Raw genomic sequence first — 15,149 nt, 5'->3', positions numbered from 1 at the left:
AGCCGGAGCGTCCAGCGCGGTGGGGCAGCAAGTCCTTCCGAGCCTCGAAAGAGGCAAACACCCATCAGCTACACCCCACCGCTCTGGGCATCCAGGGCACCAACCCCAGACACCTACAAACTTAGGGAACCACCATGAGAGACGCAGTGATCGTCGAGGCGGTACGCACACCGATCGGCAAGGGCAAGCCGAACGGGGCGCTGCACAACGTGAACGCAGTGGATCTACTGGCGCACAGCCTGCGCGAGGTGGTGGACCGCAGCGGCATCGATCCGGTGCTCATCGACGACGTGATCGGCGGCATCGTCACCCAGGTCGGCGAGCAGGGCGCCAATATGACTCGGCGCGCCGCGCTGGCCGCGGGCTATCCGGAATCGGTGCCCGCCACCACCGTCGATCGGCAATGCGGCAGCAGCCAGCAGGCCATCCACTTCGCCGCCCAGGGTGTCATCGCCGGCGCCTACGACATCGTGGTCGCCGCGGGTGTCGAGTCGATGGGCCGAATTCCCATGGGCGCCAACCTGATCGGATCCGAAGATCTGTCCGGTGTCGGTTTCGCCGAGCGCTATCCCGATGGCCTCGTCCCCCAGGGCATCAGCGCCGAGCTGATCGCGGCCAAATGGGGACTGACTCGCACGCAGCTGGACGAGTTCGCACTGGCCAGCCACGAAAAAGCCGCACTGGCAACGAAGAACGGCCTGTTCACCAAAGAACTCGCGCCGATCAACGGCCTGCACACCGACGAAGGCATCCGCGTCGGCAGCACCCTGGAAACCCTCGGCAAGCTGCGTCCCGCCTACTACGACGAGGCCATGGCCGCCCGCTTCCCACAGATCGGATGGGAGATCACCGCGGCAACCGCGAGCCAGGTCAGCGACGGCAGCGCGGCGGTGTTGATCATGACCGGTGAACGTGCCCGTGAGCTCGGCCTGACCCCGCTGGCCAGGCTGCACAGCTTCGCGGTCGCGGGCGACGATCCGCTGCTCATGCTCACCGCGGTCATCCCGGCCACCCGAAAGGTCCTGCAACGCGCCGGTCTCCAGCTCTCGGACATGGACCTCATCGAGATCAACGAGGCGTTCTCCCCCGTCGTTCTCGCCTGGGCGCACGACACCGGCGCCGACCTGAGCAAAGTGAATGTCAACGGCGGCGCCATCGCCATCGGTCACCCGCTCGGTGCCTCCGGCGCGCGTCTGATGACCACCCTGGTCCACGCCATGCAGGACCGCGGCGCGCGCTATGGCCTGCAAACCATGTGCGAGGCAGGCGGATTGGCCAACGCCACCATCCTCGAACGGCTCTGATATCGAAGGATCCGAATCCTGAAGACAACCGTCCGGGACGGACAATGCCCGTCGCATCGACTCGGTGCGGCGGGCGTGTCGTTCATCCGGAGACGACGATCGCGACCAGGAAACCGGCGACCCATGCTCCGGCCAGCAGCGGCAGCGCAACGAGCGGCGTCCAGCCGATGGGCCTGCGGGCCCGCACTGCCGCCAGTAAGAGCATCGCTGTGTATGCCAACGACATTGCGATGCCGGCCCAGGCGACGCCATAGGCCACCGACAGCCGTCGCATTTCACCCACATCCGCCACGAGTTCGTACAGCGGCACGAAAGCAGCGGTCGTCCATGCGAATCCGATGCTGATCAGCGAGCCGATGATAGCGCGCACAGAATCCAGCAACCGGTGCGCTCGATCCCACGTCATACCCCCAAGCATGACGCGTGCCGAAGCCAACCGAATCATCTATGTGTCTAAATTAATTAGCCATTTGTAAAATTATTGGTTAGCCTGGTCGGGTGCCCACACACCGCGCCCCTGAGCCCGGCTCCCGCGTACGCGATGCCGAACGAACCAAGCGTTGCCTGCTCGATGCCGCGTTCGACGAGTTCTCGGCGCGCGGGTACGCAGGGGCGCGCGTCGGCGACATCGCCACCCGCGCCGGGGTCAACAAGCAGCTGATCACCTACTACTTCGGCGGCAAAGAAGGGCTCTATCAGGCGTTGCAGCGGCAATGGCTGGAGCAGGAAGCCGATTTCGCCGACCCGTCGCTGCCGCTCGGCGAAGTCCTGACCCGATATCTGCGGCACGCCCTCGCCGACCCGCGTGGCATCCGGCTGCTCATGTGGCGGGGCTTGTCCGACGACGCGCCGGAGACCACCCAGAAGCCGATCCACGAGGCAGACCTGGAGATCACCCGGCGGCGGCAGGAGTGCGGGGAGATCGCTGCCGATCTCGATCCCGCGTCGTTCCAGCTCGCGGTGATGGGCATGGTGATCGCGCCGTTGCTGCTGCCTGCGCAGGTCCGCGAACTGTTCGGGATCGATCCACAGACACCGGAATTCGAACAACGCTACGGCGAGCAATTGCGCCGGATCCTCGCTCATCTCACTGCACCAGATTTCGAAGGAGACACCCCGTGACCTACCTCGTCACCGGCGCCCGCGGCATTGTCGGCCGCGCCGTCATCGACCAGTTGCTCACCGCAGGAAAGTCGGTGCGGGCGGCCAGTTCCGATCCGACCAAGACCACCGTGCCCGACGGGGTCGAGTTGGTCGGCCTCGACATGACCGACCCCGCGTCGGTGGCCGCCGCGCTCGACGGGGTGGACCGGGCCTTTGTGTACGCCGCGCCCGAAGGCATCGAGAACTTCATCGACACCGCACAGGCCAGCGAGGTCGCACACGTAGCGCTACTGTCCTCGATCGCGGCGGAAAGCGCAGACAATACGATCGGCGCGCAGCATCTCGCCGTCGAGCGGCCACTACAGGAATCCGGCCTGCCGCTGACCGTGCTGCGGCCGGGCGCATTCGCGGCCAACTCCCGCTGGTGGGCGTCCTCGATCAAGTCGGAACGGGTTGCGCGCCTACCCTTTCCGGGCTTGCAGCTGAACCCCATCCACGAGGCCGACATCGCGGCCGCGGCCGTCGCCGCACTCACCGAGCCGGGGCATGCGGGCAAGATCTATCCACTGACCGGACCCGAATCGCTGTCGCAGCGCAGCATGGTCGAGCACATCGCCGCGGCCATCGGTGCACCGGTGGAATTGGTCGAGTTGAGCTACGAGCAGGCAGCTGAGTTCCTGTACAAACCGGTGCTCGACATGTGGGCCGAAGCCGGGACCGCGCCGGCGTCGGTCGGCCCCACCTCCGAGTCGGTGACCGGCGCACCCGCGCGGACATACGGGCAGTGGGCTATCGACCACATCGCCGACTTCCGCTGACCGCGTTGCGAAACTACTCATAGAGACGAGGCCGAAACGAGTAGTCGATCCCCATCCGTATGGTGACGATGGTGATCACCGCCGACACCGACGCCATCACCGAGACCATCGTGTACGCCATTCCGCTGCGGACCCGCTTCCGCGGCATCACGGTGCGCGAGGGGATGTTGTTGCGTGGACCGCTCGGGTGGGGCGAGTTCTGCCCGTTCCCCGAGTACGACGATCGCGAAGCGACCGGCTGGCTGGCCACGGCGATGGAGCAGGTCACGGTGGGCTGGCCGGAACCGGTGCGCGAACTGGTCCCCATCAATTGCACCGTGCCCGCCGTCGACCCCGAGCGCGCATACGACATCGTGGCGAAGTCCGGATGCCGCACCGCCAAGGTGAAGGTCGCCGACCATCCCGAATCGCTCGCCGAAGACCTCGCCCGCGTTGCGGCGGTGCGGGCGGCGCTCGGGACCGACGGTGCGATTCGGGTGGATGCCAACGCGGTGTGGGATGTGGATACCGCGATTGTCAATATCGGCAGGATCGACAGCGCGGCAGGCGGTTTGGAGTATGTCGAACAGCCGTGCCGGACGATCGAGGAACTGGCTGCGGTGCGCCGCAGGGTGGGTGTGCGCATCGCCGCCGACGAATCCATTCGCCGGGCGGAGGATCCGCTGCGGGTCGCCGTCGCGGGCGCGGCCGATATTGCGGTCCTCAAGTGCACGCCACTGGGTGGCGTACGACGCGCACTACAGGTCGCCGCGGCCGCGGGCCTGCCGTGTGTCGTGTCCTCCGCCCTGGAAACCAGCGTCGGCCTTGCCGCGCAGCTCGCTCTGGCCGGTGCACTACCCGAACTCGACTTCGCCTGCGGGCTCGGCACGACCGCCCTGTTCGAAGGCGACGTGGTCACCGAATCGCTGCGCCCGGTCGACGGCTTCCTGCCCGTGCCACGGACTCCGCCGCAACCAGACCCGGCTTTGCTCGAGCGTTATCGACATCCCGACCGGGACCGGATCACCTGGTGGCACAACCGCTTCGACCGAGTGAGCAAGCTGCTGTCCTGAGGCTGCGGCCGCAAACGCGACCGGGCAGCGGCCGGCCCGATCCGGCAGGCGGAAGCGGGACCGGCCGGATGTCGCGGATCGACCCATCCGGAGAGCGGAGCGGTTCGAGTCGACATTCGTGGCACCCCCGCGAGTCAGCCGGGCCCCAACCGCACACCACACCCCAGCATCGTCGCCCGCAGCACCAATGCCGCTTCCGGTCCGATGACACCGTCGACCAGATCCAGATAGCGACTACAGAATTCCGGACCGTGTGGCGCCACCGAAGCGGGCGCGGGCTCCAAGTGGTGGGTGAGTTCATGCAACACAACGAGTTCGCGCAGCGCCCACGCGGTGCCTCCGGTATGCAACGGCACCGCGAGAACCGCGTCCTCGACCTCGTAATGCGCAGCGGTCGTACCGGCCCGCGACCGGACGCGCACGGCCACCTCGGCTCGATCCCACTGCGCACGAACCCAATTGAGCCCGAGCACCTTGTCCGCGTAGGTCTGCACCGAATCGACAGTGGCGAAGCGGCGCTCGATGGGCAGCGTCAGGTGCGATCCGTAGAGCTCGACCGTGCGATTGCCGTGCTCGTCGGCCCGGTCGAACACCCCGCGCACCAGCTGCTCGGCGTCATATACCTTGGCGCGCTGGCTGTCTCGCGGGCTCATAGCGATGTGCCGTCGCCCCGTGCCAGTTGCCCGCGGGCCGCACCGAGTTCGGGCGAGGTGCCGAGCCGGGCCGCCCGACCCGCCGCGTCACCCGCACGGCGCGCCGCCGCCGAATGACCGGCCGAGGTCTGTGGGCCACGCCAGGTGCCGCGTGCCTCGGAGGTTTGCGAGTAGAAGTCGGTGAGCTCGATTTCCTTGTTGCGCAGGGCCAATGCGGTGCCGGCCGCCGAGGTGTCCGGCACGATCTCCGCCTCGACCTCGGCCTTCACCGTGGCCAGTCGGCGCCCGATCCGCGCGGCGAAGGCCATCTGAAAGTTCAGCCTGGCGGTCACTGCCGCGACCGGCGCCTGCACTCGGCGTTGCACCCTTCGCCCCCACCGCTTTTCGGTGACAACTTTCTCCACTGTCGCGGTTCGGTACTGCCCCGATTTGATGTACTGATCCGATGCCCGCACCATCTGCACGAGCAGGCTGGCATACAGGGCCTCGCAGGTGTCGATATCGGAATCGAAACCATAGGCGTAAACCTGGGTGGAGGTCCGCGCAACATCACAGCGCACGTCGTTGGCCGCCGCGATCGCGACGAACAGTTGCACGTAGGTGCGCAATCCCTTCTTGCCCGGCTGGCCGATCGGGATGATCCGCTGCACCGGTGTCGGCCTGCGTTCGCGCCCCGCGACGTGCGAGCGAGCGACCGTCAGGTCGATCGAGGATTTGGTCGCCAGCCGTTGCGCGGCCGCGAGGAATGCCTCGGCCTCGTGTTCGTTATCGGTGGATTCGGCCTTGCGCAACAGCCCACCGATCCGGGTGAGCATCCGATCGGGAACCGCATTCGGCGAAGTCATCGGGCACAAGCCTAATAGGCTGTCCCGGACCTAGTACGACCACAGACCTGCGTTTGGACGAGTGACCATACAACCGCACAAACGGTAGGCGTAATCCGGCGTGGCACATGAACACCATGTATCTTGCGTTGTGCACCTCTGGTGTGCTGGTGCTCACGTCTCGACCCTTGGAGTGTTCGCGATGGCTTTGAAGAAGGTGTCGTCCCTGCGTTCGTCGCTAATGCCTCGAGCGGCGCTGGCTGCTGCCTCGGTGGCGCTGCTGACGGCGACGTTCACGGCCTCGTGCTCCAGCGACAGCGGGGGCAATCCAACCGGCCAGAACCTCACCGGCCGCGGTCCGATCACCTATGTCGAGGGCAAGGACACCACCGAGACGGGTGCGGTCAAGCAGTTGATCGAGCGCTGGAACGCGTCGCATCCCGACGAGCAGGTGACGTTCAAGGAGCAGTCGAACGACGCCTCGCAGCAGTACGACGACCTCGTCGAGCACATGCGCTCCAAGCAGTCCAGCTACGACGTGTTCGCCATGGACGTGCCGTGGACCGCCGAGTTCGCCGCGAAGGGCTGGATCCAGCCACTGCGGGATACCTTCTCCATCGACACCTCCGCGCTGCTCTCGCCGCCGGTAGCCAGCGCCACCTACAACAACGTCCTGTATGCGGCGCCCCGAAACACCAATGGCGGCCTGCTGTTCTATCGCAAGGACCTGGTGCCCAACCCGCCGAAGACCTGGACCGAAATGCTGGCGCAGTGTCCGGTCGCCAAGCAGAACAATATCGGTTGCTACGCAGGCCAACTCGCACCGTACGAGGGCTTGACGGTGAACACCGCCGAGGTGATCAACGCCTTCGGCGGTACCTTCGTCGGCGCCGACGGCAAGACCCCGACGGTGAACAGCCCGCAGTCCCGCGCCGGACTCGAGCAGCTGGTCAACGCGTACAAGAGCGGCGATATCCCCAAGGAAGCCATCACCTTCAAGGAGCCGGAGAGCGGCGCCGCCTTCACCCAGGGCAAGCTCATGTTCCTGCGCAGCTGGCCCTCCACCTTCGGTGACGCCGGCTCGGAATCCTCGGCCGTGAAGGACAAGTTCGGGGTCGCGCCGCTGCCCGGCGAGAACGGCGTCGGCGCCTCGACCCTCGGCGGCTACAACGCCGCCATCAGCGCGTTCTCCAAGAACAAGGCCACCGCGCTCGACTTCCTTCGCTTCCTCATCAGCGAGGACGCGCAGCACATCGTCGCCGCCGGCGCGCTGCCCTCGGTGCGTGCATCAATGTACGACGATCCGGCACTCATCGCGAAGATGCCGTTCCTGCCCGCACTCAAGGAATCGATCGCCAGCGCAGTGCCGCGCCCGGTGACTCCGTTCTATCCAGCGGTGTCGAAGGCCATCCAGGACAACGCCTACGCCGCCTTGAACGGAACCAAGTCGGTCGACGACGCGATCACCGGTATGCAAAAGGGCATCGAGACAGCCGGCTCATAGCGAATCGGACCAGCCCAGCCCTGTAGGAGAGAGATACGGTGTCGGATCCTTCGGGAACGACCACCCGCGTGTCGAGCGACGGCCACCTGCCGCCGAAGCGCGGGTTCGGTGGAACATTGGCTTTGCAGCTTCGGAGTTCCGGTAGGGCGTGGCTATTCGTCACGCCGGTGTTGATAACGCTGGCCGTCGTCGTCGGCTACCCGGTGTTCCGGGCGATCTTCATGTCGTTCCAGAAGGATGCCGGGCTGGATCCGGCGACCGGGATGTTCGTCGAGGGCGGTAGCGCCGGATTCTCGAACTACACCCATTGGCTGTTCCAGCAGTGTCAGGCCGGCGGCGAGACGGTGTCCTGCCCCACCGGCAACCTCGGATCGCAGTTCTGGCTCGCGATCGGCGTGACGCTGTTCTTCACGGTGATCACCGTGACCCTCGAGGCGACACTCGGCCTCGGTATGGCGATGGTGATGGGAAAGACCTTCCGTGGCCGGGCCCTGCTGCGGGCGGCGGTGCTCATTCCGTGGGCGATCCCGACCGCGGTCACGGCGCGACTGTGGGAGTTCATGTTCCAGTACGACGGGGTGGTGAACCGGCTGCTCGGCACGCACATCCTGTGGACCTCCGAGGCGTGGCCCGCGCGGTTCGCGGTGATCGCCGCCGACGTGTGGAAGACCACGCCGTTCATGGCCTTGCTGCTGCTCGCAGGCCTGCAGGTAATCCCGGCCGACGTCTACGAGGCCGCCAAGGTCGACGGCGCATCGGCCTGGCAGCGCTTCACTCAGATCACCCTGCCACTGCTCAAGCCCGCGTTGCTGGTCGCGGTGCTGTTCCGGACGATGGACGGACTTCGCCTCTACGACCTGCCCGCGATCATGACGCTCGGCAACCCGGCGACCCGCCCGATCTCCGCGCTGGTGGTCGAGCAGGTCCGTCAAGGCCCGAACAGTGCGGCCGCATTGTCGACGATCACCTTCCTGCTCATCTTCGCGGTGGCGTTCCTGTTGGTGAAGGTCTTGGGTGCGAATGCCGTTCGGACCCAGGAAGAACAGCGGGAGGCGCACTGATGGCCACCACGACCCCCACGACCCCCTGGACCAAGCGGCTCGGTTCCGTGCGGCTGTACCTCGGTGCGCTGATCGTGCTGCTGTGGGGCCTCGGACCGTTCTACTGGATGGCCGTCACGGCATTCCGCGATCCGGACTTCACCTTCGACAACACCCCGTGGCCAACCCATCTCACCTTCGAGAACTTCCGCAACGCCTTCGACACCAGCCGCGGCAACGATTTCGGCAAGGCGCTGCTCAACAGCGTGGTCATCGGCGCGGCCACCACAGTGTTCGCCCTGGTGCTCGGCGTGCTGGCCGCCTACGCGCTGGCCAGGCTCACCTTCAAGGGCAAGTACCTGGTGTCCGGGCTGATCCTGAGCGCCTCGATGTTCCCGGTGGTCGTGCTGGTCACGCCGCTGTTCCAGCTGTTCACCAATCTGGGCTGGATCGGCGAGTACCAGGCGATGATCATCCCGAACATCTCGTTCGTGCTGCCGATGACCGTCTACATCCTCGCCTCGTTCTTCGCGGAGCTGCCGTGGGAGCTCGAGGAGGCCGCGCGCATCGACGGCGCGACCAAGTTGCAGGCGTTCCGGCTGGTGATGCTGCCACTGGCGGCGCCGGCGGTGTTCACCACCGCAATCCTCGCGTTCATCGCCGCGGTGAACGAATACCTTTTGGCGCGACTGCTTTCCAGCGACAAGACCGAACCGGTGACCGTCGCGATCGCGCGCTTCTCCGGCAACAACCCCCTGGTGCAGCCCTACGCCGCCATCATGGCCGCGGGCACAATGGTCACCATTCCGCTGGTCATCATGGTGCTGCTGTTCCAGCGCCGCATCATCTCCGGTCTCACCGCGGGCGGCGTCAAGAGCTGACCGTATCTGATGTGCAGCGCCTACGGCGCTGCGTGTTCGCGGCCCCCAAGGCTCGCGTCCGAGCGGTCGAGACTCGCGCCTACGGCGCATGCGCTTCGGCCACTCGGACGCGAGCCGGCCGCAAACGGTCGCTCGTAAGACTCGCTCCGCGGTGGTCAATTCTTTCGGGATCTCTCAAAACAAAAGCAGGCCGAACGGGCCGTTTGGGCTGACTTGCGGTGATATGCTCGCGGGTCGCTGCGGCCTGGCGGGGACGACAATGTGCCAGGGTTGTAGCCCGGTTTCCGATCGTTATCCGTGCAGGTGAGTTTGACCGACGCTCCGGGAGGAGATGATCGTGAGCTCGTTCGGCAAGCGGCGAAGACGCGGTAATCCCAGGCGCGCGCGGGACAAGTCGTCGGCCGCACCGTATGCCTCCATCGCCGGATGGAAAGAGCGGACGACCACCCGCACCGACCGCAAACGGTCCACTCGCCCGCCGAGATCACGCCGGACGACCACACCGGCCAAGCCGGTCCCCGACCCGGCCGAGCGGCCGCAACGCACCCGCGGCGAACGATTCCGGCGGCTGATGCTTGCCCTGTTCATCATCTTCGTCGCGGTGCCGTCGGTGCTCTGTGTGCTCGTCTACTGGAGCGCGGAAATCCCCGATCCGACATCGGTGCAGACCAACCAGATCGCCACCATCCTCGCCTCGGACGGGACCACGGTCATCGCCAAGGTTGTTCCCCCCGAAGGCAATCGGACCCCGATACCGTTGAGCGACGTACCGAAACCGATGCGCGACGCGGTGCTCTCGGCCGAAGATCGTAATTTCTACAGCAACCCTGGCTACTCGACCTCCGGATTCCTGCGCGCCGCTCGCGACAACCTGCTCGGGCGCGGGGACGCGGGCGGGGGTTCCACCATCACCCAGCAGTATGTGAAAAACGCCTTCCTCGGCTCCGAACGCACCCTCACCAGGAAGATGCGCGAGCTGGTCATCGCGGCAAAGATGGCGCGGCAGTGGAGCAAAGACGACATCCTCGCCGCCTACCTCAACACCATCTATTACGGGCGCGGCGCCTACGGTATCGCCGCGGCGGCGAAGGCATACTTCGCCAAGCCGGTGCCACAGCTGACCCTGGCCGAGGGCGCGGTGCTCGCCGCGGTCATCCGCACGCCCTCGATCCTCGACCCGGAAACCCATCTCCCCGAGCTCACGGCCCGCTGGAAGTACGTGCTCGACGGCATGGTCGAGATGGGGGTGCTCGCGCCGGGCAACCGCGACGCGACGGTGTTCCCGCCGATCGTCCCGATCTCCCAGATTCCCGACGAGAACGTGGCCCGAGGTCCGGAGGGCCTGATCCGCGCGCAGGTGTTGCGCGAGCTGCACTCCTCCGGGATCAGCGAGCGGGACCTGAACACCGGTGCGCTACAGATCACCAGCACCATCGATGCGCGAGCACAGCAATCCGCGTTCGGCGCTGTGCACGACCGGCTCGATCCGCAGCCGCCCGAGCTGCGTAGTGCGGTGGTATCGATCGACCCGCGTTCCGGCGCGGTGCGCACGTACTACGGCGGCAACGACGGCCTCGGCTACGACTTCGCACAGGCGCCGCTGCAGACCGGGTCCGCATTCAAGGTGTTCGCAATGATCGCCGCACAGCAGCAGAGCATTCCGCTCTCGCGCGTGCTCGACAGTTCACCGGTGACCGACCACGGCACCAAGATCACCAATGTGGATGGCGAGTCGTGCGGCAGGTGCACCATCGCCGAAGCATTGAAGCGGTCGCTGAACACCAGCTTCTACCGGCTGACGATGATGATGTTCGACGGACCGAAAGCCATCGCGGACGCGGCCCATCAGGCGGGCATCCCGGAGGAGATCTCTGGTGTGGCAGGCAAAACGCTCACCGAGGAGGACGGACATCCACTGAACGGAATCGTGTTGGGCCAATACCTGGTTCGCCCCATCGACATGGCCTCCGCGTACGCGACGATCGCCAATTCCGGTGTCTACCACCAGCCCTACTTCGTGCAGCGGGTGGTGACCGGCGACGGCCGGGTACTGCTGGACCGCGGCGCGCCGGAACAGCAGGTCGGCAAGCAGCAGCCGCCGGGACAGCAGCGCATCCCGCGCGCCATCGCCGACAGCACCATCCAGGCGATGACACCCATCGCGGCGTATTCGAACGGCCACAATCTGGCCGGCGGCCGCCCCTCGGCCGCCAAGACCGGCACCACCCAACTCAACGACACGAAGTCGAACAAGGACGCGTGGATGATCGGCTTCACCCCGTCGCTGTCCACCGCGGTATGGATCGGCACCGAACAATCCCAGCCCATCCAGACCGCACGCGGAGCTGACATCTACGGTTCCGGGCTGCCCGCCGACATTTGGAAACAGACGATGGACGGCGCACTCGACGACACACCCGTGGAGCAATTCCCCGCCGCGGGCGGCCAGGAGGCGAGCAAGCCCTCCGGCGGTAGCTACGACATTCTGAATCCGCCGAAGAGTCAGTCGCAGGAGCCGAGCAAGCCCTCCGGCGGTAGCTACGACATTCTGAATCCGCCGGAGAGTCAGTCGCAGGAGCCGGTCATCGTGATCCCGCCCGCGCCGCAAGCCCCCAAACAAGTGGAGATTTTCCCAGGATTGAGGGTCCCGGTACCGGGATGATGTCGAATGTGCGCCCACGCTCCCACCGGGAACGGATGACGTGGCAGCATCGTTTGCCAGAGTGAGAGCGAAAGCGAGGGCCTCGACCCGGCACCGAACCGGGTCGACGCCGATGCCGCGGGCACGATGCGGAAGGATATGCGCTCGAGCGACGACGAAAGACTAGACATAGGGGCTACGCCGGTGGATTTCAATGTCGTTGACCGTCCCGAGACGCTGGTGGCGGGAACAGTACTTCGCAGCCCCGCGCTCGCGGTCGAAGGGCCGCGCCGCGCGAGGGTCGAAGAAGCGTGGAAGCGCAATCTGGCCCGCTCGCTGCCCGGGCCACCAACGACCGCATATGTCGACCACGCGCCCGAGATCAACTCGTATCTGACCCACATCGTCGGCTACCGCTGCCGGTCCCTCGCCGACCTACTGCCCGGTGATGTGCTCGCGCGGGTGCCCGCGGGCAGATTCGCCCGGTTCACGGCGAGCGGGGACAACCTCGGTGACACCATCGTGTCGATCTGGCGCGCGGTATGGGACGCGGAGGCCGCAGGCCGGTTCGTGCGCGCCTACACCGGCGATTCGGAGCACTATCCGGATGCCCGCACGGTCGAGGTGTTCGTGGCACTGGCAGACGATCAGATCGACGAGTAGGAACGGGCTGTGGACTTCGAGATAGTCACATTGGATGAGAGCCTGGTCGCCGGACTCACGGTGCCACTCGCCGGTCGCGAGGTGAGCGCACGCGACCTGGACCTGGTGAACTTCACCTGGGACAGATACCTGGCACGGGAGAAGAACGTAGCGCGCGTAGCCGCCTACATCGGCCAGAACGATCACGCGGTCGCCGTGCTCGGATACGAGGTTGCGGCGATGGAGGACATGGACGCAGGCGACGTCGTGACCCGGGTGCCCCAGGGCCGCTACGCGAAATTCGTCGTCTCCGACAAGCCCTACGACCTGCTGCGCACCGCATGGGCCCAAGTCCGCAAGGCCGAAAGCGCGGGCACCATCACCCGCTCACACACCGCCGAGATCGAGCGCTACACCGGCCCGACCTCGGTAGAGGTCTACGTCTCACTGGATTAATGCTCGAAACAATCGAGGGCTGGGTGCGGATATCCGCACCCAGCCCTGGATCGTGCGCTGTCCTACACATCGGCAAGAGGGGGCCGATGGGATCGTGACATCCTCACCGACGCCACCGCACACCTTCCGAGCAAAGCGAGACCGAGCACTAGAGTTCGCGCATCCCACCTCTACCGCCGCCGAAGCGCCTCGACCGAAGTCGCAAGCTCAACTACCAACGCACCCACTCGGCACGATGACACCTTCCGAGCGCAGCGAGACCGAGACCAGAGTTCCCGGCACATCCCACCTCCACAGCCGCCGAAGCGCCTCGACCGAAGTCGCAAGCTCAACTACCAACGCACCCACTCGGCACGATGATGTCTTCCGAGCGCAGCGAGACCGAGCCCTAAAGTTCGCGGCCCGTCTCGCTTCCGAGTCGTCGAAGCGCATGCGACGAAGTCGCGAGTCTCGACGGCTCGGAAGCGAGACCAAGGGGGCCGCGAACACGCAGCGCCGCAGGCGCTGCCAAACTACTCAGCGCCGATGATGAAGGCTTCCAGTTGGGTGCGGGCGACGTCGTCGGCCAGCTGCTTGGGCGGGGACTTCATCAGGTACGCCGAGGCCGGGATGACCGGTCCACCGATACCGCGGTCGAGGGCGATCTTGGCGGCGCGCACCGCGTCGATGATGATGCCTGCGGAGTTGGGCGAGTCCCACACCTCGAGCTTGTACTCCAGGTTCAGCGGCACGTCACCGAAGGCACGGCCCTCGAGCCGGACGTAGGCCCACTTGCGGTCGTCGAGCCAGCCGACGTGATCGGACGGGCCGATGTGCACATCGTTGGCGCCGAGTTCCTTCTTCAGGTTGCTGGTGACGGCCTGGGTCTTGGAGATCTTCTTCGACTCCAGCCGCTCCCGCTCGAGCATGTTCTTGAAGTCCATGTTGCCGCCGACGTTCAGCTGCATGGTGCGGTCGAGCTGCACGCCGCGGTCCTCGAACAGCTTGGCCATCACGCGGTGGGTGATGGTCGCGCCGACCTGGCTCTTGATGTCGTCGCCGACGATCGGAACACCGGCATCGGTGAACTTGGCGGCCCACTCCGGATCCGAGGCGATGAACACCGGCAGCGCGTTGACGAAGGCGACACCCGCGTCGATGGCGCACTGCGCGTAGAACTTGTCGGCCTGTTCCGAGCCCACCGGGAGGTAGGACACCAGGACGTCGACCTTGTTGTCCTTCAGTACCTTGACCACGTCGACCGGCTCGGTCTCGGACAGCTCGATGGTCTCGGCGTAGTACTTGCCGATGCCGTCGAGGGTCGGGCCGCGCTGTACGACGACGTCGCTCGGCGGCACATCGGAAATCTTGATGGTGTTGTTCTCGCTGGCGAAGATCGCCTCGGACAGGTCGAAGCCGACCTTCTTGGCGTCGACATCGAAAGCAGCGACGAACTTGACGTCGCGGACGTGGTACTTGCCGAACTTGACGTGCATAAGGCCCGGCACGGTCGCGGTTTCGTCGGCATCCTTGTAGTACTGCACGCCCTGGACCAAAGAAGATGCGCAGTTGCCCACGCCCACGATGGCCACGCGAACTGTGTCAGCCTGGTTCGTTTCAGTCATGGCCGATGTTTCCCTCTTTCTGTGGTGCCGCATTCGTCGATTGCTCCGCTGCAATCAACTCGTTGAGCCAGCGCACTTCGCGCTCGCTTGATTCCAGACCGAGTTGGTGGAGCTGTCGGGTGTAGCGATCCAGCGACCCGCTGGCCTTCTTTATCGCCTCCCGCAGTCCTTCTCGGCGCTCCTCGACCTGCCGCCGCCTGCCCTCCAGAATTCGCATCCGCGCTTCCGCGGGGGTGCGACTGAAAAACGCCAGGTGGACGCCGAAGCCGTCGTCGGTGTAGTTCTGCGGTCCGGTGTCGGCGAGCAGTTCGGTGAACCGCTCCCGCCCCGTCGATGTCAGCTGGTAGACCCGCCGCGCCCGGCGCATGGCGACGCCTGCGGCGTTCTCCTCCGCAATCAGCCCGTCTGCCTGCATTCGGCGCAGCGTCGGGTACAGCGACCCGTAGGAGAAGGCCCGAAACGGCCCGAGCAATCCGGTGAGGCGCTTGCGCAGCTCGTACCCGTGCATGGGCGATTCGAGGAGCAGCCCGAGAATTGCCAGCTCGAGCATCGGGCTTCACCTCCCTGACTTGTGTACAGACCTAACCGATGGATGCGACTTCTGACTATATCGGAGCGATATAACC

The 15,149-nt window shown here is 65.8% G+C and carries 15 protein-coding genes; 10 read left to right on the top strand and 5 right to left on the bottom strand.

The annotated features are described in order from the left end of the window. Positions 1–134: 134 nt before the first annotated feature. The gene (locus ACLMAL_RS26815) at positions 135–1,304 is read left to right on the top strand and encodes a thiolase family protein (RefSeq protein WP_412001606.1); all 1,170 of its coding nucleotides are present in this window, start codon (positions 135–137) and stop codon (positions 1,302–1,304) included. Between the two features lie 82 nt (positions 1,305–1,386). On the opposite strand, the gene ACLMAL_RS26810 is transcribed toward ACLMAL_RS26815, so the two are convergent. Beyond that, positions 1,387–1,710, bottom strand: coding sequence for a hypothetical protein (locus ACLMAL_RS26810; RefSeq protein WP_412001605.1), 324 nt, complete (start codon positions 1,708–1,710; stop codon positions 1,387–1,389). A 92-nt stretch (positions 1,711–1,802) separates the two neighbouring features. Here ACLMAL_RS26810 and ACLMAL_RS26805 point away from each other — a divergent pair, with 92 nt between their 5' ends. From ACLMAL_RS26805 to ACLMAL_RS26795, 3 genes are all read left to right on the top strand, one after another. Continuing rightward, positions 1,803–2,426 (top strand): TetR/AcrR family transcriptional regulator, encoded by a 624-nt coding sequence (locus tag ACLMAL_RS26805; protein ID WP_412001604.1) that lies wholly within the window; start codon positions 1,803–1,805, stop codon positions 2,424–2,426. After that, positions 2,423–3,226 carry an SDR family oxidoreductase gene (locus ACLMAL_RS26800; RefSeq protein ID WP_412001603.1) on the top strand — a complete coding sequence of 268 codons (804 nt, stop codon included), beginning with the start codon at positions 2,423–2,425 and terminating at the stop codon, positions 3,224–3,226. Before ACLMAL_RS26805 ends, ACLMAL_RS26800 begins: the two co-directional genes overlap by 4 nt. Positions 3,227–3,294: 68 nt before the next feature. Beyond that, on the top strand, positions 3,295–4,278 hold the full coding sequence (locus tag ACLMAL_RS26795) for an o-succinylbenzoate synthase (RefSeq protein WP_412001613.1): 984 nt from the start codon (positions 3,295–3,297) through the stop codon (positions 4,276–4,278). A gap of 134 nt (positions 4,279–4,412) precedes the next feature. On the opposite strand, the gene ACLMAL_RS26790 is transcribed toward ACLMAL_RS26795, so the two are convergent. Together ACLMAL_RS26790 and ACLMAL_RS26785 are read right to left on the bottom strand one after the other, a co-directional pair. Continuing rightward, positions 4,413–4,931, bottom strand: a complete 519-nt coding sequence (locus ACLMAL_RS26790) for a TIGR04338 family metallohydrolase (protein WP_412001602.1) — start codon at positions 4,929–4,931, stop codon at positions 4,413–4,415. After that, a complete protein-coding gene (locus ACLMAL_RS26785; protein WP_412001601.1) occupies positions 4,928–5,776 on the bottom strand; it encodes a DUF2786 domain-containing protein in 849 nt (282 codons plus the stop codon). Before ACLMAL_RS26785 ends, ACLMAL_RS26790 begins: the two co-directional genes overlap by 4 nt. Positions 5,777–5,957: 181 nt before the next feature. Between ACLMAL_RS26785 and ACLMAL_RS26780 the strand changes: the two genes are divergently transcribed. From ACLMAL_RS26780 to ACLMAL_RS26755, 6 genes are all read left to right on the top strand, one after another. Then, on the top strand, positions 5,958–7,259 hold the full coding sequence (locus ACLMAL_RS26780; protein WP_412001600.1) for an ABC transporter substrate-binding protein: 1,302 nt from the start codon (positions 5,958–5,960) through the stop codon (positions 7,257–7,259). 86 nt (positions 7,260–7,345) lie between these two features. Then, a complete protein-coding gene (locus tag ACLMAL_RS26775) occupies positions 7,346–8,320 on the top strand; it encodes a carbohydrate ABC transporter permease (protein WP_412001612.1) in 975 nt (324 codons plus the stop codon). Continuing rightward, complete coding sequence (locus tag ACLMAL_RS26770) at positions 8,320–9,180, top strand: carbohydrate ABC transporter permease (RefSeq protein ID WP_328407421.1); 861 nt, start codon at positions 8,320–8,322, stop codon at positions 9,178–9,180. The genes ACLMAL_RS26775 and ACLMAL_RS26770 overlap by 1 nt, the downstream gene beginning before the upstream one ends. Before the next feature lie 331 nt (positions 9,181–9,511). After that, positions 9,512–11,842: a transglycosylase domain-containing protein gene (locus tag ACLMAL_RS26765; protein ID WP_412001599.1), complete on the top strand. Its 2,331-nt coding sequence runs from the start codon at positions 9,512–9,514 to the stop codon at positions 11,840–11,842. Positions 11,843–12,025: 183 nt separating this feature from the next. After that, the gene (locus ACLMAL_RS26760; protein WP_328407426.1) at positions 12,026–12,484 is read left to right on the top strand and encodes a GyrI-like domain-containing protein; all 459 of its coding nucleotides are present in this window, start codon (positions 12,026–12,028) and stop codon (positions 12,482–12,484) included. A 9-nt stretch (positions 12,485–12,493) separates the two neighbouring features. Continuing rightward, a complete protein-coding gene (locus tag ACLMAL_RS26755) occupies positions 12,494–12,919 on the top strand; it encodes a GyrI-like domain-containing protein (protein WP_328407428.1) in 426 nt (141 codons plus the stop codon). Between the two features lie 512 nt (positions 12,920–13,431). On the opposite strand, the gene ACLMAL_RS26750 is transcribed toward ACLMAL_RS26755, so the two are convergent. Both ACLMAL_RS26750 and ACLMAL_RS26745 read right to left on the bottom strand, forming a co-directional pair. Further along, entirely contained in the window at positions 13,432–14,523 is a 1,092-nt protein-coding gene (locus ACLMAL_RS26750; RefSeq protein ID WP_412001598.1) for an inositol-3-phosphate synthase, read from the bottom strand. Further along, positions 14,516–15,073 (bottom strand): PadR family transcriptional regulator, encoded by a 558-nt coding sequence (locus tag ACLMAL_RS26745; RefSeq protein WP_328407431.1) that lies wholly within the window; start codon positions 15,071–15,073, stop codon positions 14,516–14,518. The genes ACLMAL_RS26750 and ACLMAL_RS26745 overlap by 8 nt, the downstream gene beginning before the upstream one ends. Positions 15,074–15,149: the final 76 nt, after the last annotated feature.

The sequence above is a fragment of the Nocardia sp. CWNU-33 genome, assembly GCF_046764895.1.
Lineage (GTDB): Bacteria > Actinomycetota > Actinomycetes > Mycobacteriales > Mycobacteriaceae > Nocardia.
The sequence above is the reverse complement of the archived record's forward strand: the minus strand, read 5'-3'. Positions and strand labels throughout refer to the sequence as shown.

Coding starts and splice junctions, on each gene's coding strand:
- ACLMAL_RS26815 (WP_412001606.1), top strand. CDS start 135: ATGAGAGACGCAGTGATCGTCGAGGCGGTACGCACACCGATCGGCAAG.
- ACLMAL_RS26810 (WP_412001605.1), bottom strand. CDS start 1,710: ATGACGTGGGATCGAGCGCACCGGTTGCTGGATTCTGTGCGCGCTATC.
- ACLMAL_RS26795 (WP_412001613.1), top strand. CDS start 3,295: ATGGTGATCACCGCCGACACCGACGCCATCACCGAGACCATCGTGTAC.
- ACLMAL_RS26790 (WP_412001602.1), bottom strand. CDS start 4,931: ATGAGCCCGCGAGACAGCCAGCGCGCCAAGGTATATGACGCCGAGCAG.
- ACLMAL_RS26785 (WP_412001601.1), bottom strand. CDS start 5,776: ATGACTTCGCCGAATGCGGTTCCCGATCGGATGCTCACCCGGATCGGT.
- ACLMAL_RS26780 (WP_412001600.1), top strand. CDS start 5,958: ATGGCTTTGAAGAAGGTGTCGTCCCTGCGTTCGTCGCTAATGCCTCGA.
- ACLMAL_RS26770 (WP_328407421.1), top strand. CDS start 8,320: ATGGCCACCACGACCCCCACGACCCCCTGGACCAAGCGGCTCGGTTCC.
- ACLMAL_RS26765 (WP_412001599.1), top strand. CDS start 9,512: ATGATCGTGAGCTCGTTCGGCAAGCGGCGAAGACGCGGTAATCCCAGG.
- ACLMAL_RS26750 (WP_412001598.1), bottom strand. CDS start 14,523: ATGACTGAAACGAACCAGGCTGACACAGTTCGCGTGGCCATCGTGGGC.
- ACLMAL_RS26745 (WP_328407431.1), bottom strand. CDS start 15,073: ATGCTCGAGCTGGCAATTCTCGGGCTGCTCCTCGAATCGCCCATGCAC.